The 26,492-nt window shown below is 73.3% G+C and carries 19 protein-coding genes; 7 read left to right on the top strand and 12 right to left on the bottom strand.

Going from position 1 to position 26,492, the window contains the following annotated elements; genetic code table 11:
* Positions 1-43 precede the first annotated feature (43 nt).
* The 4 genes from CAP_RS04565 to CAP_RS04580 form a co-directional block, all read right to left on the bottom strand.
* The gene (locus tag CAP_RS04565) at positions 44-1,309 is read right to left on the bottom strand and encodes a PAS domain-containing protein (RefSeq protein ID WP_044236516.1); all 1,266 of its coding nucleotides are present in this window, start codon (positions 1,307-1,309) and stop codon (positions 44-46) included.
* A gap of 207 nt (positions 1,310-1,516) precedes the next feature.
* Positions 1,517-2,770, bottom strand: coding sequence for a PAS domain-containing protein (locus CAP_RS04570; RefSeq protein WP_044236519.1), 1,254 nt, complete (start codon positions 2,768-2,770; stop codon positions 1,517-1,519).
* 96 nt (positions 2,771-2,866) lie between these two features.
* A complete protein-coding gene (locus CAP_RS04575) occupies positions 2,867-3,589 on the bottom strand; it encodes a DUF3105 domain-containing protein (RefSeq protein ID WP_052374159.1) in 723 nt (240 codons plus the stop codon).
* A 50-nt stretch (positions 3,590-3,639) separates the two neighbouring features.
* Positions 3,640-5,229: a hypothetical protein gene (locus CAP_RS04580; RefSeq protein WP_044236521.1), complete on the bottom strand. Its 1,590-nt coding sequence runs from the start codon at positions 5,227-5,229 to the stop codon at positions 3,640-3,642.
* A gap of 121 nt (positions 5,230-5,350) precedes the next feature.
* Between CAP_RS04580 and CAP_RS04585 the strand changes: the two genes are divergently transcribed.
* Positions 5,351-6,160, top strand: a complete 810-nt coding sequence (locus tag CAP_RS04585; protein WP_044236525.1) for a hypothetical protein — start codon at positions 5,351-5,353, stop codon at positions 6,158-6,160.
* A 67-nt stretch (positions 6,161-6,227) separates the two neighbouring features.
* Here the strand turns inward: CAP_RS04585 and CAP_RS04590 are convergent, their stop codons facing one another.
* The 4 genes from CAP_RS04590 to CAP_RS04605 all read right to left on the bottom strand — a co-directional run bounded on the left by CAP_RS04590 (position 6,228) and on the right by CAP_RS04605 (position 12,464).
* Entirely contained in the window at positions 6,228-7,346 is a 1,119-nt protein-coding gene (locus tag CAP_RS04590; RefSeq protein WP_156040489.1) for an outer membrane protein assembly factor BamB family protein, read from the bottom strand.
* A gap of 213 nt (positions 7,347-7,559) precedes the next feature.
* Positions 7,560-8,705 (bottom strand): STAS domain-containing protein, encoded by a 1,146-nt coding sequence (locus tag CAP_RS04595; RefSeq protein WP_044236526.1) that lies wholly within the window; start codon positions 8,703-8,705, stop codon positions 7,560-7,562.
* Between the two features lie 196 nt (positions 8,706-8,901).
* Entirely contained in the window at positions 8,902-9,534 is a 633-nt protein-coding gene (locus tag CAP_RS04600) for a CDP-alcohol phosphatidyltransferase family protein (RefSeq protein WP_044236528.1), read from the bottom strand.
* Between the two features lie 134 nt (positions 9,535-9,668).
* Positions 9,669-12,464, bottom strand: coding sequence for a helix-turn-helix domain-containing protein (locus tag CAP_RS04605; protein ID WP_044236531.1), 2,796 nt, complete (start codon positions 12,462-12,464; stop codon positions 9,669-9,671).
* A gap of 266 nt (positions 12,465-12,730) precedes the next feature.
* Between CAP_RS04605 and CAP_RS04610 the strand changes: the two genes are divergently transcribed.
* Positions 12,731-15,127 carry a PQQ-binding-like beta-propeller repeat protein gene (locus CAP_RS04610; protein ID WP_044236532.1) on the top strand — a complete coding sequence of 799 codons (2,397 nt, stop codon included), beginning with the start codon at positions 12,731-12,733 and terminating at the stop codon, positions 15,125-15,127.
* A 41-nt stretch (positions 15,128-15,168) separates the two neighbouring features.
* Here the strand turns inward: CAP_RS04610 and CAP_RS04615 are convergent, their stop codons facing one another.
* Both CAP_RS04615 and CAP_RS04620 read right to left on the bottom strand, forming a co-directional pair.
* On the bottom strand, positions 15,169-15,618 hold the full coding sequence (locus CAP_RS04615) for a septal ring lytic transglycosylase RlpA family protein (RefSeq protein ID WP_044236534.1): 450 nt from the start codon (positions 15,616-15,618) through the stop codon (positions 15,169-15,171).
* Positions 15,615-16,169 carry a hypothetical protein gene (locus tag CAP_RS04620; RefSeq protein ID WP_231511081.1) on the bottom strand — a complete coding sequence of 185 codons (555 nt, stop codon included), beginning with the start codon at positions 16,167-16,169 and terminating at the stop codon, positions 15,615-15,617. Before CAP_RS04620 ends, CAP_RS04615 begins: the two co-directional genes overlap by 4 nt.
* 239 nt (positions 16,170-16,408) lie before the next feature.
* Between CAP_RS04620 and CAP_RS04625 the strand changes: the two genes are divergently transcribed.
* Both CAP_RS04625 and CAP_RS54855 read left to right on the top strand, forming a co-directional pair.
* Complete coding sequence (locus tag CAP_RS04625; protein WP_044236536.1) at positions 16,409-17,254, top strand: hypothetical protein; 846 nt, start codon at positions 16,409-16,411, stop codon at positions 17,252-17,254.
* Between the two features lie 13 nt (positions 17,255-17,267).
* Positions 17,268-19,904: a hypothetical protein gene (locus CAP_RS54855; RefSeq protein WP_156040490.1), complete on the top strand. Its 2,637-nt coding sequence runs from the start codon at positions 17,268-17,270 to the stop codon at positions 19,902-19,904.
* Positions 19,905-19,950: 46 nt separating this feature from the next.
* Here CAP_RS54855 and CAP_RS43720 read toward each other — a convergent pair whose 3' ends face one another.
* A complete protein-coding gene (locus tag CAP_RS43720; RefSeq protein ID WP_231511083.1) occupies positions 19,951-20,691 on the bottom strand; it encodes a sigma factor-like helix-turn-helix DNA-binding protein in 741 nt (246 codons plus the stop codon).
* A 190-nt stretch (positions 20,692-20,881) separates the two neighbouring features.
* Positions 20,882-21,418, bottom strand: coding sequence for a MerR family transcriptional regulator (locus CAP_RS04640; protein ID WP_044236540.1), 537 nt, complete (start codon positions 21,416-21,418; stop codon positions 20,882-20,884).
* A 353-nt stretch (positions 21,419-21,771) separates the two neighbouring features.
* Here CAP_RS04640 and CAP_RS04645 point away from each other — a divergent pair, with 353 nt between their 5' ends.
* The 3 genes from CAP_RS04645 to CAP_RS04655 are packed head-to-tail and all read left to right on the top strand — an operon-like array spanning position 21,772 to position 26,449.
* Positions 21,772-22,674 (top strand): alpha/beta fold hydrolase, encoded by a 903-nt coding sequence (locus CAP_RS04645; protein ID WP_081864554.1) that lies wholly within the window; start codon positions 21,772-21,774, stop codon positions 22,672-22,674.
* Positions 22,674-25,412, top strand: a complete 2,739-nt coding sequence (locus CAP_RS04650; protein WP_052374163.1) for an ABC transporter substrate-binding protein — start codon at positions 22,674-22,676, stop codon at positions 25,410-25,412. The genes CAP_RS04645 and CAP_RS04650 overlap by 1 nt, the downstream gene beginning before the upstream one ends.
* Positions 25,409-26,449, top strand: coding sequence for an ABC transporter permease (locus CAP_RS04655; RefSeq protein WP_063748638.1), 1,041 nt, complete (start codon positions 25,409-25,411; stop codon positions 26,447-26,449). Before CAP_RS04650 ends, CAP_RS04655 begins: the two co-directional genes overlap by 4 nt.
* Positions 26,450-26,492: the final 43 nt, after the last annotated feature.

Raw genomic sequence — 26,492 nt, forward strand, 5'->3', positions numbered from 1 at the left:
GCACCCTAGACCAGGGGACCTCGCGTCCCTACGTCCCCCGTGGTCACGACCGCGATTTTTTTGCCCGCGCGGCGAGGGCGTGGGCGATGCCGCTCTGCAAGGTGCCGCGGGTCTGCAGGGCGCCGAGGTCCACGCCGAGCTCGATGAGGATGCGGGCGATGGCGGGCTGGATGCCGGTCACCGCCACCTGCGCGCCGAGGAGGCGCACCGCCTGCGCCGCCTGGACCAGCGCGTTCGCGACCTGCGCGTTCACCTGCGGCACGCCGGTGACGTCGAGGATCACCTGCGAGGCGTGGTGCGCGGCGATGCCCGAGAGGAGCACGTCCATGGCCTGCTGCACGCGCTTCTCGTCGAGCATGCCGATGAGCGGCATGACCACCACGCCCTCCGCGATGGGCAGGAGCGGCGTCGACAGGGCGCGCAGCGTCGCCTCCTGTACCCGGAACATCTCCTCCTGCAGCCGCTTCGTCTCGGCCTCGGCCTCCCTGCGGCCAGTGATGTCGAGCGAGATCGAGCAGAGCGCATAGGGCTTCCCCGCCTCGTCGTGGAGCGGGAACTTGGTGGTGACGAAGTGGCGGATCTGGCCGCCCACCGGGACGAGGTCCTCGTTCACGAGCGGCGCCGGCGCGAAGAGCGCCTCGCGATCGCGTGCGGCGTAGAAGTCGGCCTGGTCAGGGTAGAAATCGCGGTCCGTCTTGCCGAGCATCGCGCCCTGGGGGAGCCCGAGGGTGCGCTCGCACTCGCGGTTCATCAGGAGGTAACGGCCCTCAAGATCCTTCGCGTAAATGAGGACCGGCGCGTTGTCGATGATCCCGCCGAGGAAGGCCCGGCTCTCCTCCGTGGCGCGCTCGGCGCGCACGCGGGCGGTGATGTCGAGGTTCACCCCGACCGCGTAGCGAACGCCGCTCGCCTCCACGCCCTGGATCATGGTCTGGGTCCACACGGTGCGGTCGTCTTGGCCCTCGAAGCTGGCCTCGCCGGTCGCGTAGAACGAGGGCTCCATGACCACGAGCTCCCCGAAGCGCGCCTCCACGGCGGCGCGGTTCCCGGCCGCGTAGCCCTGGCTCACGGCCGCGGGATCCTCGTACGAGTTGTAGTGACCGACCACCGCCTCCCGCGAGGGGACGCCGAGGAGTTCGCGGTTCCGGCGGTTGATGTCGACGAGCACGCCGTCGCCGCGGGTCAAGGTGACGGGTACGGGCAACCCCTCGAAGACTTCCCGGTAAAGGGCCGCCTCCCGTTCGAGCTTCGCGACCTGCTCGTGGAGTCTCTGGTTCTCGTCGCGCAAGGTCTGCAGCTCGGCTTCCACGCGGTCTCCTTCAGCGCACCTGTCATGGACGGACCAGGGCCGATGCGTAGAGTTGATCGCACTCTGTACAGCCGCGTCAACGGGCTCTCTGGGTGAGCGTTCGCACCGTGTGGCGCTCCACGCGTCGACATGGAGATCCAGATCACCGACGCCGCGCCGGGCTCATGGGTCAAAATGTCGCGCGCGGGTGTTCCCCGAAACCGTCACCTAGGCGCGCGCGGCGAGGGCGTGGGCGATGCCGCTCTGCAGGGTGCCGCGCGTGGTGATCCCGCCGAGGTCCACGCCGAGTTCGATCAGGGTGCGGGCGATGGCGGGCTGGATGCCGGTCACGACCACCTGGGCGCCGAGGAGGCGCACCGCCTGCGCCGCCTGAACGAACGCGCTCGCCACCTGGGCGTTCACCTGCGGTACGCCGGTGACGTCGAGGATCACCTGCGAGGCGTGGTGCGCGGCGATGCCCGAGAGGAGCACGTCCATGGCCTGCTGCACGCGCTTCTCGTCGAGCATGCCGATGAGCGGCATGACCACCACGCCCTCCGCGATGGGCAGGAGCGGCGTCGACAGGGCGCGCAGCGTCGCTTCCTGGATCCGGAACATCTCCTCCTGCAGCCGCCGGGCCTCGGCCTCGGCCGCCCTGAGGGCCGAGACGTCGACCGAGATCGAGCAGACCGCGTGGGGCTGTCCGTCGGCGCCGAGGAGGGGGTACTTGGTGGTGACCAGCGTGTGGAGCTCGCCGCCGAGCATGAGCTGGTTCTCGCTCACGATCGGCGTCTGCGCGAGGAGTGCCTGGCGGTCGAGCGTCGCGAAGACTTCGGCCTGCTCCGGCGGGAACAGGTCGCGATCCGTCTTGCCGAGGCCCCCGCCGCGTTCGGCCGCGAGCGCCTCATCGAACACCTGGTTCCCGAGGAGGTAGCGGCCCTCGCGATCCTTCACGTAGATCGGGATCGGGGCGTTGTCGATGATCCCCCCGAGGAAGGCCTGGTTCTCCTCCATGGCGCGCTCGGCGCGCACGCGCTCGGTGATGTCGAGGTTCACCGCGACCACGTAGCGGGCGCCATCCACCTCCATGCTCCGCATGCAGGTCTGCGACCAGAAGGTATGGTCGTCGCGGCACGGCATGCCTTCCTCGCCGGAGGTGTAGGAGGTCGGCGGCATGATCACGATCTCTCCGCGCTGTTCGTCGAGGGCTTTGCGGTAGTGCTCGGCGTAGCCCTGGCTCACGGCCCCGGGGTCCTCGTAGGCGTTGTAGTGCCCGACCACCGCCTCCCGCGAGGGGACGCCGAGGATCTCGCAGGTCACGCGGTTCATCGCGGCGAGCAGGCCGTCGGCGCGGAACACCGAGATGGGCACGGGCGACTGCTCGAAGGCCTCCCGGTAGAAGGCCGACTCCCGTTCGAGCTCCGCGACCCGCTGGAGGAGCCTCTGGTTCTCGGCACGCAAGGCCTGCAGCTCGGATTCCACGCCGTCTCCTTTTTCCCCCGCCGCGTCGGCGCACGGGGCCTCGATACGACGACGTCATCGCACGCTTCGGGGATGCGTCAACCGACCGCGCCGCGGCTACGGCTGACAGGCGGAGAGCGTCCCGTTCGTCTCGGCGACGTCAATGCCGGCGGCGCAGGTCGTCTCGGGGCCCTTGCCGTAGAACTCTTCGAGGAACTCTCCGAGCGAGGCCGCGTCGATGCACGTCGCGGTGTACGTGGCGCCCCAGGCCGAAGCGGCGATCGGGGTGGGAAGGAGGGGATCCGGCGTGAGCAGGAGGCGGTTCGGGACGCGGGGGATGTTGGTGCTGCAGAGGGTGTCTTCGGGCCGGGCATCCATCGCCTGCTCCAGGGCCGCGACGACGTCGGGACAGCCTTCGGGGCACCGGTACGAGAGGACCACGCCGCCGTGCTCCTGGTCGTGGACGTACAGCGCGCGCTCGACGGGGACCGTGTACCGCTTGAACGCCGCCCAGTTGGGCCAGTGGTTGCCGCTGCTCGGGGGGTTCGTCGCGAAGGCGAGCGCGGTGCACACCGGCTCGTGCACGGCAGGCTCAGGGGGGATCCCCTTGACGATGGTGACGGTGCACGCAGTCTCTCCCGGTAGCGGTTCGGCGTCGGGGTGGAGCGTGACCACCTCGGCGCCGGTCGGGGTCTCCGTCGCGGTGTTGCCATCCTCGCTGCCGTCATCGCCGCAGCCTCCGAGGATCAGGCCAGCGACGCTCAGTAGGACGCACGCGAGGGCGCGGACGCACGCGAGGGGCGATGCAGGGGCACACCGGAGATTCCAGGTCGCGATCATGCGTCACCCACCCTAGCCGGGCCGTGGCGCCGTCGCCAGGAGGACACGCCCTACGGCCCGCCTGCGCCGCCTACGCCCTGCCGCCGGCGCAGCACCACGTACCGCAGGTTGGGCACGGCGCTCTGCGCCACCGGCACGAAGGTTTCGTCGAGCCCTGGCTGGCGCGCCAGGTGAAGCTCGACGCCGCGCGCGAAGCCCGATCGCGTCCAGGGCTCGTCGAGCGCGCCACCTTCGCGGAGGAGGAGCACCAGGGTGTCCACGCCCCGCGCGTCGAGGAGCGTCGGGGGGATGCGCTTCGTGGTGTGTCCGCCGGGGAGCGCCGCGATGGCGGGATCGGTCACGCCGGCGAGATCCACGAGGGTCGCGCCGGGCGCCGCGGCTCCGAGCCAGCCGATGTCCAGCGCCGCGACGACCTTCGCCTCCGCGAGCGGGCCGCGCAGGGTGGCCACGAGCGCAGCGCGATCGTCGCCGACCCGGGCCGCGGTGGGCCCCACCTTCAGCAGCGCGAACAGCTCCCCCGCGAGCGCGAGCGCCAGCCGGAGCGCCGTGGCGCGCAGGTCGGCGACGGCGGCGAGGTGCGCGGCGGCGAGCACCGTGGCGGGCAGCGCGGGCACCGCCAGGCGGGAGAGGGGCATCCAGTCTCCTCCGGCCAGCGCGATGGCCACGAAGTGCACCGCGACGGCCGCCACGAGCCCGCGGGGCCATGCGCCGAGGCGGCGCAGGGACAGGGGCGCGAGGAGCGCGACGGGTCCTGTCAGCAGGAAGCACGCGAGCGCGTAACGGGCTCCCAGCGCGGCGTCGGGGGCCTTGGCGAACGCCGAGAGCGGCGCCGCCCTGCCGAACACCACGAGCCGCGTCGCCGCCACGGCCAGGAAGGGGCCGAGGGAGAGGCCGAGGGGCCACGCCCACGTCTTCAGGGTCTGGAGCGCGCTTGCTCGGGCTTGCGGCGTCTGCGGCGTCTGCGGCGTCTGCGGCGTCTGCATTGCGCTCGTCGGCGCTTCCGGCGTCTGCGGCGCGCTGCCGCTCGCTCCCGGTGCTCGGTCCTCCGCTGCCCAGCGCCCCGCCGTCGCGATCACCACCGCGAACGGCAGCGCTTCGGGCCGCCACGCGGCCAGGAGGCCCGCGCAGGCCGCTCCCGCCCGCGGCGCGCCGAGCTGAGGCAGCGCGGCGGCGAGCGCGCCGAGGGCCGCCACGAGCCCTGTCTCCATGCCCGCCACGCTCCAGGCACCGAGCGGCGCGGAGGCGGCGAGGAGGAGGAGCGAGGCGAAGCGCGCGCTGCGCTCCGAGCTGCGCGCCACCGCGACGCCGAGCGCCGCCGCGCCGCCGAGCCACGCCACGGCCCCCACGAGCTTCGCCGCGGCAAGCGCGGCGAGCGCGCCACCTCCCGCGAAGGGCGCCAGCAGGTACGCCCACCCGAGCGGCGTCACGCCGTCGGTGACAGGGCCCCCGGCGTTGAGGCGGTAGCCCTCTCCGACGGCGAGGTGGACCGCGTAGCGCGCCGAGATGAGCGCGTCGTCCACCGTGAAGCCCCGCAGGGCGAGCACGGGCCCGAGCGCGGCGAGCACGCCTGCCACGCCTGCCGCGCCTGCCACGCCTGCCGCGCCTGCCGCGACGCCCCGGATCCCTGGTGAACGCTGCACGCGCCGGCATGCTACGCGCGCCGCGCGCCACGCTCACCACCCCGGTGGGCCATCCGTGACGATCCGCGCGACCCACGCGAAGGGCGGGCGGGGCGGGGGCGACGACGGTATACTCCCGGCCATGACTCTCCCCGCCGCCTTGCTGTCCGCGGTCGAGCGACACGGCTGCTTCTCCGGCTGCTACCGCAGCGACTCGGAGGTTCTCGCCTGCATCGACCCGACGCGGCCCCTCGAGCCCGTGGTCTCGGTCGCCTGCACCGACTGTCTCACCTTCCACCCCGGGGCGCTCGCGACCCTGCTGCCGCTCGGGATGACCGGCAACGCGCTCGCCGCCGCGCTCACCGCCCACGTGAGGTCCCTCCGCAGCTACCGCTGGGCAGCCGGCGGCTACCACACCAAGGGCGGGGGCTTCTGGCTGAGCGCCGCCTACTACGGCGACGGCCTCTTCCTCGTCGATGCCTCCCGCAACCGGAGCTCGCGGACCGACGTGGAGGTGCTGGCCGAGGCCTTCAAGCTCGGCGTGCTGCAGCCCGAGGACCCGCGCATGGTGGACCCCACGCTCTACACGTCGGAGCTCGCCTACGTGGACATGCACGCGCCCATCGCCAACATCCACACGAAGCAGGATCTCCTCGCGTCCCCCCAGCGCAGCGCGACGCCGCGGCAGAGCCACCACCGCGTCTCCATCGTGGAGTTCGTGCCCCTCGTTCCCGCGGCCCCCCTCGCCGCCGCTGCCGCGGCCCCTGCCGCCGCGCTCCCTGCCGCCCCCGCAGCCATGCTGACCGCGAGCACCCTGCTCCCCCCCGCCAGCCCCTCGCGCTCCTCCGCGCCCCCCCGCGCCCTCGCCGCCGGCGAGATCTGCCCGCGCTGCGGCGCCGAGGTGCAGGAGCGCCCCCTGTTCACCGGCACCTATCTCGGCTGCCGCTGCTGAGACACGCGGCCCCTGACGGGATTCACTCCCGGCGGGGCGAGGGGACGCGAGTCCCCTCGTGGAGGCTCTAAAGCAGCGTGGAGGGGGCGACGGCCTGCCAGGCTTCCTCGCCGGTCATGGCCTCGATCGCGCGCAGCGAGCCGCCGGCGATCACCACGACGCGGCCTCCTTCGAGCTCCATCGCCGGGATGTTCGGGCCGGCCCAGCCGGCAGGGCGCTCGTACAGCACGGCGCCGGTGCCGACGTCGACGCCGATGAACCGCATCCGCCCGCCGCCTCCGCGCTCGGCGCCCGCGACGACGACGAGCCCTCCGCTCACCACCATCATCAGCTCCGGCTTCACCCCCGGTGCCTGCGCGTCGAGGGGGCGCGTCCACGCTGGTGCCCCGCCCCGCAGGCCTTCGAGGGTCAGCTTCGGCTCGGGCTCCGTGGAGGCTGCCGCCGAGAGCCGCAGCTCCACCTCGCCCGCGGGGATGAGCCGCGGGTTCCGGGTGCGCTCCCAGCGCGGGCCCGCGAACGGGTCGGGCGTGGGCGCCGAGGCACACCGATCCATGGCGCCCGTCGCGCCCTGCACGCCGGCGATCGCGCCGCCCCGGGCGAGGACCGAGACGCACCCCTCGCCGACGGTGATCACCTCCGGCGTCCCCGAGAGGTCCACGCGCCACGTCTCCGCGCCGGAGCGCGCGTCGAGCCCTCGCAGCGCGGCCTCGCCCGTGCCGGCGACGATCACGTCCTTGCCGACGCACGAGAGCGGTGGGCGCCCTTTGACCGCGGTGGCAGCCCACAAGCCCTGACCCGTGCGCCCGTCGATCACCGCCACCCGGCTGCGGTCCTTGCCCTCGGACATCCACACCACCGGGTCGCGCACGTCGTCGCCGTTCGCGTCGACGAAGCAGAGGTCGTCCCGGTACACCTCGAGCCAGGGGCCCTTCGGAGTCGCCCGGGCGCTGCGGCTGGTGCGCGGCGGGGGCTGGCCTGCGTCAGGCGGGGGCTCGGCCTGCACGAAGAAGAGCACGCCGAAGCCGAGGCCCACGATGGCCATGCCGCCCATCGCCAGGAGCCGCACCGTCGGTGACACCGCAGGGGCAGGCTGGATCGCCGGGTTGTCGGCGCCACACCGGGGGCACAGGACGTTCGTCGTGGGGCTCCCCTCCAACGCTGCACCGCAGGACGTGCACCACCGCATCGCGTCGAGTGTACGTCGGCCCCGACACGCCGCGAAAGCACGTCGTGTGCAGGCTGTCTCCGTGCCGATGCCGACCTGCCTTTGCCGCCTGGCCCCCGGAGGTGCCGACTCCGCTGGACGGGAAGCGCATTTCCTGCTCGTCCTCTGCCGAGGCGGAGCCGGCGCGAGGCGGAGCCGGCGAGGCGGAGCCGGCGTGGCGGAGCCGGCGTGGCTTCAGAGCGGGGCGGGTCCCTTCGCGCGGCACGCCTCCAGGCCCTCACCGAGGGTGCGCAGGATCGTGAACCCCTCCGCGTGGATCCCTGCCTCGACGAGCGCCCGCGCCACCTCGGGCTGCACTCCCGTAAGGATGGCCCGCGCTCCGAGCAGCGACAGCGCGCGCGAGAGCCGTTCGAGCGCCGTCGCCCCTTGCCGATCGAGGGCATCGGCGCCGGTCAGGTCCAGGATCACGTGGCGGGCACCGCGGCTGGTGATCGCCGGGAGGAGCCGCGCCCCGAGCTCGTCGCCACGCGCGGCATCGAGCTGGCCGATGAGAGGAACCGCCAGCGTTCCTCGCCCCACCTCCAGGATCGGCGCGGACAGCGCGAGGATCTGCTGCCGCTGCTCCGCCACCACCACGAGCGAGCGGTTCAGCTCCTCGATCAACTGGCGCTGCGCCTCGACCTCCACCTCCGCCCGGCGCTGCGCGGTGAGGTCGAGCTGCTGCACGAGGATGGCGCGGGCGCCCGTCACGGGGTCGGTGGTCGCCCGCGCCTCCACGAGGTGCAGGCGCTCTCCCTGGGGGGTGCCGACGGCCACCTCCGCCGTGAAGGGCGGCGCGTCCGCGGCGAGCACCTGCAGGATCGACGCGGCGACGTCGCGATCCGGGAACAGGACGTCGAGGGTCGCCGCGGTTCCCATCGCGCGCATCACCGCCGGGTTGTGGAAGAGGACGTGCCCTTCGCCGTCCACGAGGCTGATCAGCGCCGAGGTGTGCCGCACGGCCTCCACGCCGCGCGTCGCTGCGTCGTCGGGCGCTGCCTGCCTCGGCAAGGCCTGGAACAGGATTCCGGTGCGGCCGTCGTCGAGCTGCACCGCCTGGCCGTGCAGGGTCACCGCCTCCGGCACCCCGCGCGGGTACAGCGTCCAGTCTTCCAGGACGGTCTCTCCGTCGAGCACTGCGCGCTGGTAGTTGTCAAGCCGGGTGCGCACCGCCAGCGAGAGCCCGGACATGTCCCGCGACAGCAGCTCGGCGCGATCCGAGGCGCGCCACAGCGCGACGGCCCTCGTGTTGACCCAGGGAAACCGCATCCGCGCGTGGTCGTAGACCCAGGTCGGGAGGATGGACAGCTCGAGGGCCGAGAGGTGCTGGTCGAGACTCATGACGCATCCCGTGTCTTACGATCGTGCAGCGTCGTTCGCACGAAGGCACTGCGCCATTCGCACCCCGAGGCTCACCCAGCGTACGCGGCGTGACAGCCCCGCACCGGTCCGGGTCCATGCCTGTCCGGCCTCCCCCAGGCCAGGAGCCTGCCCTCCCCTGCGCCACACCCCGCAGGACACGCAGGGTACACAGGCCTCAGGGCTTGGGGATGCGCAGGGTGGCACTGATCATGGCGTTGCCGCTCAGCACGAAGAGCAGGCTCAGAGGGTGCAGCACGGCGGGCCCGAGCTGCCAGGCGCCGAGCCAGAGGTTCTCGTGGACCCGCCCCGTGGAGAACAGGACGCCGAGGATCAGCACCAGGATCAGGCTCGAAGGGATGGGGGTGCCCTGGTAGTACTTCACCTTGCCGGACTCGTCGCTGAGCTGCGACGCCGTCACGTTGTACCGCGCGAGCCTGCTTATCCCGCAGCACACGAAGAAGACCAGCGCCACCATGTCCAGGGCACCGCGCAGGCCGAGGGTGTAGCCGAGCACCGCGGGGGCGACGCCGAACGAGATCACGTCGGCCAGGGAGTCGAGATCTGCGCCGAGCGGCGAGTGCTTGCGGCGCCAGCGGGCCACCGTCCCATCCATCACGTCGCAGAACAGCGCCACCGGCAGGAGCACCAGCGCGAACCAGATGTAGGTCCGCTCGTGGGTGTCCAGGTAGTTGAGGCAGAAGAACAGCGAGAGCGTGCCGCTCGCGGCGTTGCCCAGCGTGATCAGGTCCGCCAGGACGAAGGAGCGGAGCATCGAGAAGCGGCGCGGGCGCTCGGACGCAGTGGACATGGAGTGACGGGAAGCATGCCACATGCCCGGACGGAGCGAAGGTCTTCCGTCAACGCCGGGGCGCGCACCAGGGCCCCGGGGTGTGCATCCCCTGCGCGGTCCAGGCCTGCCGGGACCCGACAGGCGGGGGGTGGTCACTGGAGCTGCGCACGCAGGGTGGCAGCTTGCTGGAGGAGCTGAGCCGCCGCGGGGTCGCCCGCGCGCTGCGCGAGCGCGCCGGCCCAGGAGAGCGCGTCGAGGCGCCCCCAGGCGTCCCCCGGGTCGGCGCTGGCCAGAGCCGCGCGGGCAGCGGTGGCGGCGATCGCTGCACCGCGGGGAAGTGCCGCGCGCGCAGCAAGAATGGCGAGGCGCGTCCTCGCCGGGGCGAAGCCGCACAGGGTGGCCAGGTGCAGGCCGGCCTCCGCTTCCTGCGTGGCTCTGGCCAGCGTCGACCCTGCGGCCGCGCCGTCGAGGGGCGTCTCCCCTGCGACCGCGAGGGCGAGGCGGGCGGCGAGCTCGTGGCAGCGGAGGGCGGCCTCCACCTCGCCGGAGGTGGCGACCCACTGCCTGGCGAGGGTGAGGTGCTCGGCGGCGGCGCCGAGGTCTCCCCGTTCGAGCGTGGCGCGTCCGAGCAGCGCGTGGGCGTGCGAGGTGTGGCCCTGCCAGCCGAGGCGCGCGCTCTGGTGGAGGACGCTGCGGGTAGCCTCCTCGGCTTCCTGCCAGGCGCCGAGGGCGAGCATGCGCTCCACCTCCCAGAGGCCGCGGCGGGCAGCGAGGCGGTCGCCGTGGGCGCGCGCGGCAGCGAAGCCCTGGGCAGCGGCAGCACCTTCGCCGAGGTCGTGGAGGAGGATGGCCCGCAGGGCGAGGCCCCGGGTGAGATGCGAGGTGTAGCCTTCGCGCTCGGCGAGGGCGATGGATGCGTCGATGAGGTGGAGGGCGCGGGAAAAGGCGCCCGCGAGCCGCTCGGTGTAGGCGAGCGTGCGCAGGCCGGTGGTGAGGTGGATCGAGGCGCCGAGGGACTCGCCGAGGGTGTTGTGGGCCTCGTAGCAGCGGCGGGCGAAGGCGAGATCGCCGAGCGCTGCGGCGTAGAGGCCGCGCTCGTAGGCAAGCTCGGCGCGGACGAGGGGCGGGAGATCGTCGGGGAGGTTCTGGGGGTCGTCGCTGCCGGGCGGCGCGATGGTGGGCGGCGCGATGGTGGGCGGCGCGATGGTGGGCGGCTCGATGGTGGGCGGCGCGATGGTGGGCGGCTCGATGGTGGAGAAGGCGCGGAGGACGCGGGCGCCGCGGCTCATCTCGCCGAGGACGAGGCCGAGGTGGGTGAAGCCGCCGAGGCTGCGGGTGTAGACGTCCCACGCGTCGCGGGCGCGGCCCGCGTCGAGGAGCTGATGGAGGAGCGCTTCGTGGAGGTCGAGGCTCGCCGGGTCACGGGGGGCGCGGCGCGGGGCGCTGGCGAGGGGGTCAGGGGGCGGGGGCGGGAGCGTGGAGATCGATCCGGGCGCGAGGGGTCCGCGCTGGAGGAGGGTAGAGGCGGCGTCCGGGGGGGCGAGGGCGCGGAAATGCTCCCGGATGAAGGGGTGGGTGGAGTAGCGCGGGTCGGGCGCAGGTGAGGTGAAGACGAGGCCGAGGCGTTCGAGGCGGCCGAGGCCGCGGCGCAGCTCGGCAGGGCCCCAGCCGAGCATGGCGCCAGCGAGGTCGCCGCCGCCGTGGATCATGGCGAGGAGCGCGTCGGGCGCCGCGGCCGCGGGGAGGAGGGAGAGGCGCGCGAGGAGGTCACGCTCGGCCGGGGGGAGCGCGCTGGCGTAGGCGGAGAGAACCCTGGCGAGGCGGCGCGCGAGCGGGTCGTCGAGGGCGGCGTCGGCGAGGGTGGCGGCGCGAACCGCGGCAGGGTCGCCGCCGAGGAGGCCGCCGACGTAGGAGCCGAGGACGGCGACGGAGAGGGCGTGGCCGCCGGAGGTGGCGGAGAGGTCGCGGAGGGTGCGCTCGTCGCCGTGCACGCCCCAGCGGCGCAGGAGGAGGGCGGCCTCGGAGGTGGTGAGGGTGGAGAGGGGCAGGCCGCGGGACCCCTGCCCTGTCCAGGGGTCGAGATCGGCGAGGGCAAAGCGGGACGTGACGAGGGCGCGGGCCACGCCGAGGCCGCGGGCGAGGGCGCAGAAGAGCCGGCGGAGGAGGGGGTCGACGATCTCGCCGTGGGCGCGGCCGGCGCCTCCTTCGGCCTGGACGACCTCGAGGCCATCGAGGGCGAGCAGGTGCGGAGGGCCGGCGCGGAGGGTCTCTTCGAGGCGCAGGAGGCGTTCACCGGGAGGGAAGGCCGCGCCGGCGGCGAAGTAACGGAGGGCCTCGGAGAGGAAGGCCTCGATGCGCTGGTCTTCGTAGAAGCTCCACACGAAGACGCCTCCCTCGCGGGGTGCGTCGCCGAGCTCGGCGAGGAGGTGTTCGAGGATGGATGTCTTGCCCGCACCGCCAACGCCGAGGAGCGTGAGGACCCGCGGCTCGGGGCGGGGGGCGTCCACCCAGAGGCGCAGCTCGGCGAGGATGGCGTCGCGGCCCACGAAGTGACGCGCGCGCTGGAGGGCGTGCACATGGAGGGGTCGCAGGGAGGGAGGAGACGGTGGCAGTGGCGCGGGAGGAGCGTCCGGGGAGGTGGGCTCCGGGGCAAGTGCCCGGGGAGGCTCGATCTGGGGAGGGGCGGCGGGCGGGGCTGGACCGGGCGTGGGCCGGGGGATCAGCAGCTCGTCGCCGGGGAGGCCGAGCTCGGCGCTGAGGCGCTCGATCATGCGGCGTCGGGTGGGGTGGCGGACCGAGAAGCCCTCGGTCGGATCGTTGACGGCACCCGTCTCGTAACGGCGGTAAGTGCGTACGTCGACGCCGACGGCGGCGGCGAGCTGTTCCTGGGTGAGGTTCAGCTCGATGCGCGCCCGCAAGAGGGCCTCGTGGTTGAACACCTGGACCATCGGCTGGCCTGGGATGATGGCGGAGGAGCGCGCGCGCTGTCCACCGGACGTGGGAGCCGTTCGTCCGGCTCGGTGAGCGGCTCACGCTCTCGCTCGCGGCGCTGTGGGAGCACCTCGACGAGGCGGGGACGCGGGAATAGCCGCGAAACGCCGCGAAATGCCGGGGTGACGGGCCACTAGCCGCAGCCCGCGGGCTTGTCCAATCCGCGGCAATGCGAGCACAAAAGTTAGGAATGAGGGGCGTGGTCCCTAGCATCTCGCGTCGGATGCACGGACTCTCTCTCGTCGCCGACAACACCCGAACTTCTTCGACCGAGCCGTCGATCTTGCACGCGCTCCTCGAGCTGCTGGAGAGCACGCCGCGCGAGCGGGGAGCGCCGGCCTGGATCGAGGATCCCACGGCGCTGCCGCTCCACGCGGAGGCGGAGCCCGTCGCGCTCCTGTGCGACCTCGCCGATGCCGTCGCCGACCTGGCCTCCGGGCGCCGGGCGCGCGCGGTGGTGCGCCTGTGCGTGGACCCCGAGCCGTGGGAGCTGGGGCTGGAACGGGTGGGCCGCGACGTGTACGCGACGACGTTCCAGGGCGGCGAGGTGCCGGCGGTGGCGCTGCACGAGCGGCGCATGGGAGGTCAGGCGCTCTGCAGCTACGTGCTGGCAGCGCTCGATCGGGCTGGCAGGGAGGCACCGGCGGTCTTCGTGCCGCGCCTGGCAGCGGCGCGCCGTCGCCTGGAGGGGGCGCTTCCTTTCCCCGACGAGGAGCCCGCCGTGGATCTGTCGTCAGTGGCGATGGATCCCAACGGGGAGATCCCGGTCATGGTGTCGGCCGAGGCGCTCCTGCGCACGGGGCCGGCACCCGAGGGGAACGAGGGTGCGGAGCCGCGCGGCGGGGTGGTGAAGTCGGCGCCACCGCCAGTGCAGCGGGCGGACCTGTTCTCGCTGCTGTTCCGGGGTCGGGTGCGGGTCGCGGTGGGAGAGCACGCGCGCGAGCTGCCCGAGGTGCTGGTGTTCGTGGTGGCCGAGCAGCTCACGGCGCTGTCGCTGGAGGCGCTGGAGGCATGGACGCGGAGCCGGCCCTACCACCGGCGGGTCACCGCAGGCGGGGCGCTGCTCGGGATCCGGGTGCACAGCGAGGGCGGGCTGTCGCTGACGCTGGGGGTGTCGCGGCCGAGGGACGGGGGCGGGGCGCGCACGGTGGATCGGGGCGAGGGACGGGCGCAGCCCTGGACCTTCCCGGCGATCGACGTGGCGGCACTGGCGCAGGGGGTGGTGGCCTTCGGGCGCGCGCTCTGCCGCACGCTGTCGCGGCGGGACAGGTCGCAGGCGTCGAACCTGCGGCTGCATGCGTTCCGGGCACGGGTGCGGGAGCTGTCCGAGCGGCTGCGGGAGGTGACCCGCAACGACGCGAAGATCAACGAGGCGCCGGAGAGCTACCGGGCGTTCGCGGAGGCGACGCGCGCGGCGGCGGCGCAGGCGACGGCGGACACGTTCTCGCGCACGCGGCTCCGGTTCTCGGCGCGGTGGGTGACGGCGATCCCGTCGCTGGATCTGCGCGCGACGTTCCTGTGTGGGGACGTGCTGCTCGCGGGGACGGCGCGGGAGATCTGGTGCCTCGACCGGCGTACCGGGGAGCTGGTGTGGCAGCAGCCTGCACCGCGGGCGGTGAGCGTGATGACGCCGGTGGGGCTGGGGAGGCTGTTGCCGGACGGGACACTTTGCCTGCACGATCTGGCGAGCGGCGAGGTGGCCTGGTCGACGCGGCTGTCGCCGCGGGCGGGCGGGAGCGCGGCAGGGGCCGTGGTGAGCGCGCCGGGGCTGCCGCGGACGCTGATCGTGAGCGAGGGCGCGCGGCACCTGGCGGCGGTGGATCTGCACGGGGGCGAGGTGCGCTGGCGGTACGCGGCGCGGCGCGGCGAGAGCTTCCGGCTGCGGCGCGCTGGCAAGCTGGTGGTGGTGGTGAGCGGGGAGCCCTCGCTGTCAGCGCTGGACGTGCTGACCGGGGAGGTGGTGTGGAGGTTCTGCGACAGGCTGCGGTTCAACGCGCCGGTGGCCGTGGACCACGACGCGCTGTTCGCGCTCGCCGGTGACGGGGCGACGCTGGGGCGCGGTGGGGCGCGGCTGCACCACCTGGATCCCTGGTCGGGCGCGGCGCGGTGGAGCGTGGATCTGCCGGCACACGGGGCGCCCGTGGGGGCACCGCTCCTGTCGGCGGAGACGGTGTGCGTGGTGACGCACGGGCGGCGCGGGACGGGGATCGTGGGGTTCGACCGGCAGACCGGGGCGATCCGCTTCGACGTGTCGGCGTGCGCGGGCGCGGCGTCGTGCATGGTGGTGGACGACGTGATCGTGGTGAACAGCGAGGGCGGGGAGCTGCTCGGGGTGAGCGCGCAGGACGGGCAGATCCGCTACCGGCACGTGTTCGGTGGGGGCGCGGAGGGAGACCGGCCGCGCCGGCTGGAGCCGGTGCTGCGGTCGGGGGCGCTGTTCGTGCCGCAGAGCGAGGTGCACGTGGTGAGGTCGCGGGACGGGGCGCCGCTCGGGAAGGTGCCGACGGATCTGATCCCGGACCTGCTGCGGGTCGACGAGCGCTGCGACGTGTACGTGGCCGAGGAGAGCGGTCACATCGCGGCGTTCACGGCGGGGCCGCGGCTCAGCCTGGTGTCCTGATCCACACGGCAGGGGCCAAGTCTCCGGCCGTGTGAACCAGGTCAGCGTCGGCGGGGGGGAGGCTTCGACACCACCACCACCGTGACCTCGGCGACGCCCTCGCGGACGAGGCCGATGGTCTCCGCGGCCTTGCGGGAGAGGTCGATGATGCGGCCCTTGGTGAAGGGGCCGCGGTCGTTGATGCGCACCTGGACGCGGCGGCCGTCGGGGCGGATGACGTCGACGATGGTGCCGAACGGGAGCTTGCGGTGGGCGGCCGTGAGGAGCTTGGGGTCGTAGGGCTCGCCGCTGGCGGTGGCGCGGCCGGTGAGGCGATCGCTGTAGTAGCTGGCGCGCCCCTGCTGCTGCTCGCCCGCGCCTGCGTCTCCGGCGTCCGAGGGCGGGTGGAGGTCGGTCGGTCCGGTGGCGGGGCGGGCCTGCGCGGAGGAGCCTCCGCAGGCGGTCAGGAGGATGCCAAGGAGCGCGACGGAGAGGGCGAGCGAGGCCTTCATGCGGCGCCTCCAGCGTGGTCGACGTGACCCGTGGGGTCCGCGTGGCCCGTGGGGTCCGCGTGGCCCGCGTGGCCGGCGGCGGGCGCGAGGGGGAGACGGCGTGGGGCGGGGGCCTCGGCGGCGCCCGCGGCGATGAAGTCGGCCTTGTCGCGGATGAACCGGGCGATGGCCCGGAAAGGGACGCCGGTCGGGCAGATGGTCTCTTTCTGCGCGAGGACGTCCTCGGGGACGTGCCGGATGGCGAGCGCGGCGGCGTCGAAGTCGGGCATGCTCCGCGCGGAGGCGAGGACGACGGCCATGAGGCCGGGGTAGGCGCCGTTCGAGGCGGCCATGCGCTCGGCCTCGCCGACGTCGCAGCGGCCGCAGGCGATGCAGCCGGAGAACGAGGGGAGCGCCAGGCGCTCGCTCGGCGAGAGCGGCGGGAGGCGGTCGGCGTCGTAGTTTTCGTGGAAGAGTGCGAGGCCGTTCTTCCTGCCGGTGAGGCGCGCGAGGAGCACCTTCACCAGGGACCAGGCCAGAAGCACCAGGGCGAGAGCACGTCCGGTGAGCACAGGCGGGGTATAGCACCTTCGAGGCCCTGTCCGGCGCGCTGGTGTCCGGCGTGTCCGGCGTGTCCGGCGTGGTCGGCGGTGCGAGGCGCTGCCCCGACGTGCGGCCGCGACGGTGGTGGGGGCGCGGTCGCGCGAGCGCGCGGTCGCCTGCGGTCGCGCGGACGCCTGCGGTCGCGCGGACGCCCGATAAAGCGCGCCTGCCGTCGCCGGCCCTGTGGTAAGAGGCCCGCGGAGGCCTCGTGCTGGACCGTACCTGCATCGCCCTTGCGCTCGTTGCCCTCTCTGCCGTCGCCGGATGCGGCGGCGGGAACGGGGACGCGCACTCCGAGCCCCTCGCCAGCGCCTTCGGCGACGGCGCGCGCCTCTCTGACGTGATCGGGCACCCGACCTGGCTCGACCCGGACGATGAGGCGAGCGGGGGCTGCTCCTACCCCGCAGACCGCTCGGTGCGCGTCACCGGGATCACGGTCGTGGCCATCGATCGCTACGACGAGACAAGCCAAGGCGCGACGGGCAACTACTACGTGCAGGATACGCTGGCGCAGTCGGCGTACGTGCCCGAGGAGGGCGTGCCAACGCCGGCGTTCGGGATGACCATCTTCAATCCCTCGTTCTCGCCGCCCGACCTCCGGCTCGCCCCGGGGGACGTCACCGACGTCTCCGGGGTGATCATGGAGTTCGCCGGGCCGGTCGTCGGTCGGTTCCCCTTCTGCCGCACGCTCCCGGAGATCGGCGGCACCATGTCGTTCCGCTTCGAGGGGGGCGAGGTGCAGCCGACGACGCTGCCGCTCTCGGCGCTGCTCGGGTACGACAACGCGCGCCCCTACATCGGGATGCTGGTGCGCGTGGAGAACGTGCAGATCGCGGGGGCGCCCTCGGACAGCAGCGGGCGTTACACGGCGCGCATCAACATGGGCGCCGGCGTGGAGTCGAGCGACATCGTGCGCATCTCGAACGAGCTGTACGACCTGAAGTCCCTGGGACCGGTGCTGGAAGGGTCGACCTTCAAGGCGGTCTCGGGGGTGCTCACCTACTTCTATGGCTTCAGGATCGCGCCGCGTTCACCCGCGGACTTCGAACTCTGAGCCTGCGCGGCGGATGACCTCCCCTGAGCGTCGCGAGCGTTACGAGCGTCGCGAGCGTTACGAGCGTCGCGAGCGTTACGAGCGTCGCGAGCGTTACGAGCGTTACGAGCGTCGCGAGCGTCGCGCCCCTGGCCGGGCGAGGAAGAGGAGGGGCTCCGCAACGGCGGTGAGGCAGGCCGGCGCATTTGCGGGGTTCGCGGCGCTTGCAGCGCTCACGGCGCTCGCGGCGCTCAGTGCGGGGTGCGAGCGGCAGGTGCCGAGGGCCCAGGCGCCAGCGCAGGCGCTGCTGTCAACGCCCGAGGGGAGCGTGGGGCAGATCGCGGTGCGCCAGCTCGAGGAGCGGCCGCGGCTGGCGCTGGTCTCGCGCGAGGGGGATCCGGCGCCGGCGTTCGTGGCGGCGGTGGCCACGGATCTCGGGCCGGCCGCGACGGTGGCCCTCGCGAGTGTGGTGGAGGCGCGGCTCCGGGCAGCAGGGTTCGAGGTCGAGGTGGGGGCCGACCGGAGCGCGTTCCGGGTGCGGGCGTGGATGACGGGGCGGGGACAGGTGGAGGCGCTGCTCAGCGCGCTGGTGGTAGCGTTCACGCAGCCGGTGGTGGCAGGGAGCCCCGAGGTGGATCTGGCGCGGCGGCGGGTGCTCGGGTTGCGGGAGGCGCCGCTCGATGCGCCGGAGCTGGGGGCCGTGGCGGCGTGCACAGGGCGCCTCGGGCTCGCGGGCAACGAGCCCGTGCCGGATCTGGCGACGCCCGCCGGGGTGCGCGAGCTGGAGGCGTGGCGGAAGGCGGCGCTGCACGCCGGAAGAACCTCGCTCTCGGCGGTGGGGCCCTCGGCATTCTGCAAGGAGGCGGAAGCAGCGCTGGAGCACGTGGGGTCATGGCCGCACGGGGAAGCGGCGGTCGACGCCTGGCCGCAGGGAGATACGGTCGCGGCGTACCCGTCGATGCAGCTCGATGGCCGCAGCGCCAGGGTGGCGCTCGCGGTGCGGGTGCCGAGCGCGCTCGCCGCGGCGTCGGCAGCCGAGAGGCTGGGGGCCAAAAACGCACCGCTGCGGGCGCGGCTCGCGGCGCTCGGGACGCCATGGACGCCCGTGGAGGTGCTGGGGGTGGCGCGGCCGCGAGGTGGGTGCGTGAGCGTCACCGTGGACGCGCCGGAGATGCCGCCGGGGCAACCGCCGGAGACGGTGGCGGCGCTGGTGGCGGCGCTGGTGCGCCAGGAGGTCCGCACGGAACTCGCGCTGCCGCCGAGCCCGGGCGTGGTGTCTCGGCAGATCCTCACCGCAGCGGACGCGCGCGACGCGGCCTCACGCGCCGCCTGGTGGGCGCTCTCCAGCGCGGGCGTCGAGGGGCAGGAGCGTTGGGCCACGGTGCTCGCGCTCCCGCCGCGGCGCGAGCTGCCGGCGAAGGGCGAGGCTTCCGTGGGCGCGCGCTTCGAGGCAGAGCTGGGGAAGGCGCTCGCTCCCGCATCGCAGGCCGCAGTCGAGCGGCGCGTCGCGGTCGAGCGTGGTCAGGGCGAGGTGTGGGTCCTGCTCGCGAGCCCGTGCGGTGTGGCCGAGGAAGGGGTCAACGACGCGGGAGCGACGGCGCTGGCAGCGCTCTCGGCCGTGCAGCAGCGGCGCGACGTCGACGTCACGCTGGAGCCCTGGATCGCGCCGGAGGGGGTGGGCGTCATCGCCCACGCACCGCTCGGCGAAGGCGCAGAGACGCCGGTGGATCTCGCGCGTCGGGTGGCGGAGGCGGCGGCGCGGGTGCTCACGGGCACGGCACCGGAGCCGGTGTCGCTGTCGGTCGCGCGGGCGGCGGCGCTCGGGCACCTGGAGCGCACGGCAGGGCCGGAGGCGGCGGCGCTCGGGGTCTTCGCGGCAGCCATCGCGCCGGACCACCCGTCATGGGTCGAGCCCTTCGGGCTCTGGGACCGGGTGGTCGGCAGTGCTTCGAGCGCGGCGCGGCACCGCTGGCAAGCGCTCGCCGCGGGGCCGCTGCGGGTGGCGATCGTGGTGAACGCCGACGCCGCGCAGGCCGCGACGGCAGGGGCGGCCATCGACCGGTGGCTGGCGCCCAGGCTCACGCAGCGCGCCTGCGCCACGCCAGCGCTCGGTGCGCCGCGCCAGGGTCGCTACACGGCGGTGCTGCCCAGAGAGGCGGATCTCGGCCAGTCGCTGGTCGGCGCGCCGCTGCCCGCGGGCCCGGCGGCGCGGGACATGGCGCGGTTGACGGCCGCGGCGCTCGACGGAGAGGGCGGCCTGCTCGCGGCGGCGCTCTCCCCTCCCCCTGGCTCCGGTCCTGGGGTCGGCGGCGGGGCGTCCCAGGTGCACGTCGCGACGCGGATCGTGGGGGGCCCGCGGGCCGCAGCGCTGGTCGTCGACGTCCGGGCGAGGGCCGCGCAGCTCGACGAGGTCGCGACGCGGGTCCACGCGCTGCTCGCCGGGCTCGCCACCCGGGTCACCGAGAACGATCTGGCGCGTGCGGAGGCCAGCGTGGCGAAGCGCGAACGCGAGGCGCGCGCAGAGCCCCGGCGTCGGCTCGTCGATCTGTGGCGCGGCCGTGCCCCGGCGGGCGGAGCGACGGCGCGGACGAGCCTCGCCACGTGGCGCGCCTGGCTCGCCGCAACGCTCGCCGAAGGCGCGCTGGTCAGCGTCGACGCGCGACCTGAGTAGCCCGAGTCAAGGAGCGCTGGTCAGCGCCGACGCGCGGACGGCGAACTCACTCGCCGCCGTCGAAAGCGGCGCTGTCCGCCGCCGGCAGCGCGGCGCGGTCGTCAGCCTTGTCGAGATCGTCGTCCTCGTCCTCGTCCTCGTCCTCGTCGAGGTCGTCATCCTCGTCGACCTCGGGCCGGTTCAGCACCGGGAGGCGGCGCTTGCCGACGGGGCCCTCATCGACGTAGTCGCGCAGCGCGTTCATGTCGCGCAGCGCTTCGAGCTTCGCCAGCGCCTTGACCTCCACCTGCCGGATCCGCTCCCGGGTGAGGTTCATGATCGCGCCCACGTCCTCCAGGGTCGTGCCGCCCCGGTCCGCGATGTCGAGCGCGCAGGACTCGTTCATGTCCGAGGCCTCGAGATCGGGGAAGTTGAGCTTGATCGCCCCGGTGCGCGGAGAGACGTCGAGGTACAGGTGGTGCTTGCACGACACGTACGGACAGGGACGCGGACCGTCCACGCACTCCGCACGCGTGCGGGGCTTGTAGTAGTCCGTCTCGGGATAGAGCATCCGCCCGATTTCGAGCTCGCGCTTCGTCATCCGCTTGACGCTGATGGTCCGCGCGCGGACCTCACGCTTGCGCCGCGAGCGCCGCTGCTCGCGGGTGACGGCGCTGGCAGACGTGGCCAGCTCGGCCTTGCGTGCCAGCGCGCCCTCCACGATCGGGCCTCCGAGCCCGTCGAGTTCGGCATCACCGACCTCTGCCCCTGCACCCTCGAACACCTCAAGCTCGATATCAGTCGCCATCGCCATGCGCCTGTCTCCGTTTTCCGCTCTGCGCACGCACGTCCCCCGAGCGCGCGAGGCCGAGCTCGCGCACCGAAAGGCCGTCCAGATTTCTCCGGCGGATCTCGCCGGAACGTCGAACGCCATCGAGCGCATCAGGACAGGGCCGACCCGTCCCGAAGCGCCAGTTGTTATGACCGCTGGCTGCTTCCTAGGAGGAAGCGGCCTGCTTGGAAGACATCAATCCTCTCGAGAGCCGCGCCTGTGCCATCAGGCGCTCCTCGAGCATGGTGAGCTTCGCGAGGAGCTCCTTCGCCAGTCCCTCGGCCGTGCTGAGGTCCTGGGCGATTGCCCTCCCGCTCGTCTCACTTCGCCGCTCCTTCGCGGCTTCCTTGAGTGCATCGAAGACCTTGGCCATTGTCCGCTCCAGCTCCTCGATCTCACCCCGAACGAACAGAAACTCCCTCTGGATCTCCTCGATCGTGTAGTCCTGCGCCATCATGTCCTTGATCCGCTGGATCTGTCGGACGACGGTGACCGGGTACATCCCCTGGGAGCCCTGATGCTTTCCTTTGCGGCCTACCCGCACACTCCGCGGGAGCAGGCCGAGCTGCACGTATTTCCGTAGTGTCGCTTCGCTGAACTTGAGCCCGTGGGCGGCGAACAGATCGAGAATTTCGCTCGACGTGATCCCCTGGGCGTGCTCCTGCTCGATGCGATCCAGCACGTCGTCGGGAATCCTCTGCACACCGGCCTCCCGGAGCCGTCGGGGGCGGCGGCATCGCCACTCCCCAACCGATGCGCGCGACTGTATTCCACTGAATGGAATACAGTCAATTACGCACGCAAAAAGAATGTATCCACGTCGCGCGACGCGGCCTGTCAAAGGGTTTCTGCGACTGCATGGGACACGAAATGTCCCAGCATGGAACCCCACCTGGAGGCGTCTGGTCGGGATGGTTAAGTAAGTATTCTCACGTGTCTTGAGAGGCCATCGACCGCTGGACGGACGGCAGTGACGCAGCGCGCGGCGAAACCCGCACACGCACCTTGTCACACATCAATCTCGCTGGACAAAAGGGCTGGTAGGCTCTGCCGGACATGGCTGCTGTAAAGGAGAGCCCTCCGCACGTGGACCGAGGCGCGCGGGACGGGGCCGCAGGGAGGGCCGTCGAGTACGTCGTCCGCGACGTCACCGCCAGCGGGGTACGGATGCGGGTGCTGGAGGCAGGCGCGACGACACGCCCGACCGTGGTGCTCATCCATGACTTCCTGACGAGCCGGCTGGCCTTCGAGGACATCATCGGTCCGCTCTCCGCACGCTTCCACGTGCTGGCGCCGGATCTGCCAGGCTTCGGCGAGAGCGAGAAGCCCAGCGCGGCTCGCTACGCCTACGGCATCGAAGCGTTCGCCGAGGCCATCGCCGATCTCATCGCGGCCTTCGGGGTGGGCAGGGTGCACGTGGTCGGCCACTCCATGGGCGGGGCCGTGGCCATCACCCTGGCAGCCGGGCACCGGGAACTCGTGCAGCGCCTCGTGGTCGAGGATCCCCTCTGTTACCCGTTCCCCATGGGGATGCGCAGGAAGCTCCCGCTCGTCCCCGTCATCGGGGGCATCTTCTTCAAGCAGCTCTGGTCTCGCTCCATGTTCCGCGCGTACTTCCGGGACACGATCTTCGGTCCCGAGGCGAAGTTCCCCACCGGCCGGGTCGAGCGTCACTACGATCTGTTCAACGGCCCCTCTGCCCGCGAAAGCGCCCACGCCGTGCTCAGGGCCGGGCTCGACGCCCGCCCGGTGGTCGCGCGCCTCACCCGCATCGCCTGCCCGACACTGGTGGTCTGGGGCCGGGACGACCAGCTCTTCCCGGTGGTGAGCGCGCAGCGGCTGGCGCGAGAGATCCCGGGAGCCCGGCTGGAGATCATGGACGCGGGGCACTCGCCGCACGAGGAGCGGCCGCGGGAGTTCGTGGCGCTGGTGACCCAGTTCCTGGAGGGCCGACGCTGATGTCCGGGGGCCAGGGGGAGCAAGGCCAGCCCGCCCGGCGAAGCCCTCCCCTGTCCCACAGGATCGCGACGGCCGCGGCGGCAACGTCCCCCCTCCGGGCGCTGCTCGGCGAGGAGGGAGCCCGCCGTTTCCGGCAGGACCGCGCGGCGCGCCTCGGCATCGCGCTCGCCGTGGCGGCGATCCTGTTCGCAGCGCTCGGGCCACTCGTCACCCCGCACTCCCCCCTCACCAGTGACTTCACGCTCGCCCGCGATGTGGCCGGCGCCCCCCCCGGTCCGAGCGCTGCGCACTGGCTGGGTACCGATGCGATCTTCCGCGATCTCCTCGCCCGCCTCGCGAGCGGGGGGCGGGTCTCGCTGACGGTGGCCTTCGCCGCGACAGCGCTCTCGACCGCGATGGGGGCCGTGGCCGGGATCGTTGCCGGCATGTCGGCCGGGACGCGCCTCGAAGCGCTGGACGGTGCCCTGCTGGGACTCGTCGACGTGGTGCTGGCGCTGCCGTACCTGCTCGTGGTCACCGCCATCGGGATCGCGGTGGGACGCGCGGAGATGGGCACCCTCACGCTCGTGCTCGGCTTGACGAGCTGGACGCTCACCGCCCGCCTGGTGCGCGCGAGGACGATGGAGGTCACGCGGCAGGACTTCGTGGAAGCGGCGCGCGCGCTCGGCGCAGGGCCGCTGCACGTGGTGCGGCGGCACGTCCTGCCGAACGTCGCCGGCACGCTCGCCACCCTGGGGAGCTTCGGCGTGGGGCAGATGATCCTCGCGGAGGCGGCGCTCGGCTACCTGGGCGTCGGCGTTTCCCCCCCCACGCCCACCTGGGGGCGCATGCTCTTCGAAGCGGAGCCCTCCCTCGCCGTCCGGCCATTCCTCGGCGCAGCACCCGCGCTCGCCATCCTCCTCAACGTGCTCGCCTGGAACCGGATCGGCGCGGGGCTCCAGCGCGCCCTCGACCCGGCTCGCCCCGCTGCCCTGCCCTCGCGGCGCCTCCCCGTCGATCTCCTCCTCGCGGGCGCAGCGCTGCTCTTCACCGTGACCGCGACGCCCGAACTCTCCGTGAGGCCTCCCCTGGACGGCGCACCGCACCCGGGCACGCTGCCGAGCGAGGTCCCTCCCACGCCTCCGCCCGGTGCCGCGCCTTCGTCGCTCCCAGCGGAGCCCGTGGCTCAGGGCGGAGAGCTGCGGCTGGCCACCTCGGTCCAGGTGCGCACCCTGGATCCGGCGCTCGCCTACGACGAAGCCGCGCTGATGATGGACGAGCTCCTCTTCGCGCGCCTGCTCACCTGGGACGACGAAGGAAGGCTCACCCCCGACCTCGCCACCAGGGTCGAGGTGCAGGAGGGCGGGCGCCGCTACCTCTTCCACCTGCGCCACGGCGTGCGCTTCCACGACGGCGCCGAGCTGCGCGCGGTCGACGTCCAGCGCTCCATCGAGCGCACCCTCCACCCGCGGACCGCGAGCCCCGCCGCGAGCCATTATGCGATGATCCAGGGCTTCGCCGAGTTCCACGCGGGCCGCGCACCGCACCTCGCCGGAGTGCGCGCGGACGACGCGCACACGGTGGCCATCAACCTCGACGCGCCCGACGCGACGTTTCTTCCCCGCATGACGCTCGCCTTCATGGCGCCTGTGTGCCCTTCCATGGGCGACGTGGCCGAGGCCGCGAACCCCGTGCTCCCCTGCGGCGCGGGTCCCTTCAAGCTCGTCCGCTGGGATCGCGACACGGCCGTGCACTTCAACCGCCACGAGGGCTACTTCCGCCCGGGCCTCCCCCACCTCGATGCCGTCACCTGGTACACGGGCATCCGCGCCACGACGCAGCGCTACCTCTTCGAGGAGGGAAAGATCGACCTGCTCCGCGAGCTGACCCCTGCGGACACGGCGCGCTACCAGAACGACCCCGCCTGGGCAGGCCGGGGCCGCTGGGTGATCAGCCCGCGCATCAACGCAGTCTTCCTCAACACCGAGCTGCCTCCCTTCGATCGCCCGGCCATGCGCCGCGCCGTCGCCCACGCCGTCGACCCGGCGGTCCTGGAGCGCCTGCGCCCGAACATCGTCGCGGCCGACCGCGTCCTCCCCCCTGCCCTCCCGGGCCCCCCGCGCGACGTCCCCATGCGGCAGCACGATCTCGCCCGGGCCCTCGCGGACATGGCCGAGGCAGGCTACCCCTTCGATCCGCACACCGGCCGCGGCGGCTACCCCCACCCCATCGACTACCTCGCCGTGCCCGACTCGTTCGAGCAGACCGTGGGCGAGGTCCTCCAGCAGCAGCTCGCGCGCGCCGGGATCCGCCTCCGGCTGCGGCTGGTCAGCTTCGCGACCTACCTCGCCGAGGTGTCGCGTCGCGGCGCCGTGACCATGGGCTTCGCGGGATGGCAGGCCGATTTCCCCGACCCTTCGAGCTTCTTCGAGCCGACCCTCTCTTCCGAGGCCATCCACGACGAGGGCTCCCAGAACTACGCCTTCTTCCGCCACGCGGGCTTCGATCACGTGCTCGCCGCAGCGCGCGTCGAGCAGGATCCGGCCCGCCGGATGGCCGCCTACCTCCGCGCCGAGGAGATCGTGCGGGACGAGGCCCCCTGGGTGCCGCTCTACACGTCGCGGATCTTCGAGCTGTGGCCCCCGTACCTCCGCGGCTACGCGCGCAGCCCCGTCGCGCCTCCGCGCCTCGACGAGGTCTGGCTCGCCCCGACCCCTGCCCCCTCCGCCGCGCCTTCCTCAGGAAGCCCCCCGCGGTGATCGCTCCCCTCCTCTACCTGCTGCGCCGCCTCGGCTGGGCCGCGCTCGTCGTCGTGGGCGTGACCGCCCTGTCCTTCGTCATCACCTACGTGCTGCCCGGCGACCCTGCGCGGATGCTCGTCGGCCCCCAGGCCTCTGCCGCCGACGTGGCGCACGCCCGCCGCGTCCATGGCCTCGACCAGCCTCTCCCTGCCCAGCTCGCGTCCTACGTCGCGCGGCTCGTGCACGCGGCGCCCGCGCCGGCGTCCCCGGACGCCCCTGCCTCCCCTGCCGCGCACCGGAGCTGCACCCCGCTCCCTCTCGGACTTCACCTCGATCTCGGCTACAGCTTCCACTACCGACGCCCTGTCGCCGCGCTCATCGAGGCCAAGGCGCCCCGCTCCGCCGAACTCGCCCTGGCGGCCCTCCTCGTCCAGCTCACCCTCGGCCTCGCGCTCGGCCTCACCGCCGCCGCCCGCCGCGGCTCTCTCTGGGACGACGCCACCGTGGGCGCCACCCTCCTCGCGGTCAGTGTCCCCGCCTTCGTCATCGGCCTCGTGCTCCAGTACGTGCTCGCGTACCGGCTGCGGCTCCTGCCCTACGATGGCTACGGCAAGACCACCGCCGAGCAGCTCACCGCGCTCGTGCTGCCCGCGCTGACCCTCGGCGTGCACGGGTGCGCGCTCTACGCGCGGGTCGCGCGCGAGGAGGTCTCCGGGCTGCTGGACAAAGACTTCGTGCGCACGGCGCGCGCCAGAGGGGCCTCACGCCTTCGCGCCCTCCTCGTCCACGCCTTCCGCAACGCGCTCGTGCCCCTGGCCACGCTGGCCGCCCTGGATCTCGGCGCGCTCCTGTCGGGCGCCGTCGTCGTGGAGAAGCTCTTCCGCTGGCCTGGCCTCGGCCAGATGACCGTGGAGGCGCTCCAGAACCGCGATGCGCCGCTCCTCGTCGGCACCGTCCTGTTCGCGGCCGCGGTCGTGGTGGCGATGACCCTCGCCCTGGATCTCGTCTGCCTGGTCCTCGACCCCCGCCTGCGCAGGCGCCGCGCGGACCGCTGATTCAGGCGCGTCTCCCCGGATAGCTCCTGGTGCTCACGGCCGA

The sequence above is a fragment of the Chondromyces apiculatus DSM 436 genome, from assembly GCF_000601485.1.
Classification (GTDB): domain Bacteria; phylum Myxococcota_A; class Polyangia; order Polyangiales; family Polyangiaceae; genus Chondromyces; species Chondromyces apiculatus.

Excerpts from the sequence above, each read along its gene's own strand:
- CAP_RS04645 (WP_081864554.1), top strand. The coding sequence starts at position 21,772 with ATGGCTGCTGTAAAGGAGAGCCCTCCGCACGTGGACCGAGGCGCGCGG.
- CAP_RS04605 (WP_044236531.1), bottom strand. The coding sequence starts at position 12,464 with ATGGTCCAGGTGTTCAACCACGAGGCCCTCTTGCGGGCGCGCATCGAG.
- CAP_RS04585 (WP_044236525.1), top strand. The coding sequence starts at position 5,351 with ATGACTCTCCCCGCCGCCTTGCTGTCCGCGGTCGAGCGACACGGCTGC.
- CAP_RS04615 (WP_044236534.1), bottom strand. The coding sequence starts at position 15,618 with ATGAAGGCCTCGCTCGCCCTCTCCGTCGCGCTCCTTGGCATCCTCCTG.
- CAP_RS04590 (WP_156040489.1), bottom strand. The coding sequence starts at position 7,346 with ATGCGGTGGTGCACGTCCTGCGGTGCAGCGTTGGAGGGGAGCCCCACG.
- CAP_RS04595 (WP_044236526.1), bottom strand. The coding sequence starts at position 8,705 with ATGAGTCTCGACCAGCACCTCTCGGCCCTCGAGCTGTCCATCCTCCCG.
- CAP_RS04600 (WP_044236528.1), bottom strand. The coding sequence starts at position 9,534 with ATGTCCACTGCGTCCGAGCGCCCGCGCCGCTTCTCGATGCTCCGCTCC.
- CAP_RS04610 (WP_044236532.1), top strand. The coding sequence starts at position 12,731 with ATGCACGGACTCTCTCTCGTCGCCGACAACACCCGAACTTCTTCGACC.
- CAP_RS04575 (WP_052374159.1), bottom strand. The coding sequence starts at position 3,589 with ATGATCGCGACCTGGAATCTCCGGTGTGCCCCTGCATCGCCCCTCGCG.
- CAP_RS04650 (WP_052374163.1), top strand. The coding sequence starts at position 22,674 with ATGTCCGGGGGCCAGGGGGAGCAAGGCCAGCCCGCCCGGCGAAGCCCT.
- CAP_RS43720 (WP_231511083.1), bottom strand. The coding sequence starts at position 20,691 with ATGGCGACTGATATCGAGCTTGAGGTGTTCGAGGGTGCAGGGGCAGAG.
- CAP_RS54855 (WP_156040490.1), top strand. The coding sequence starts at position 17,268 with ATGACCTCCCCTGAGCGTCGCGAGCGTTACGAGCGTCGCGAGCGTTAC.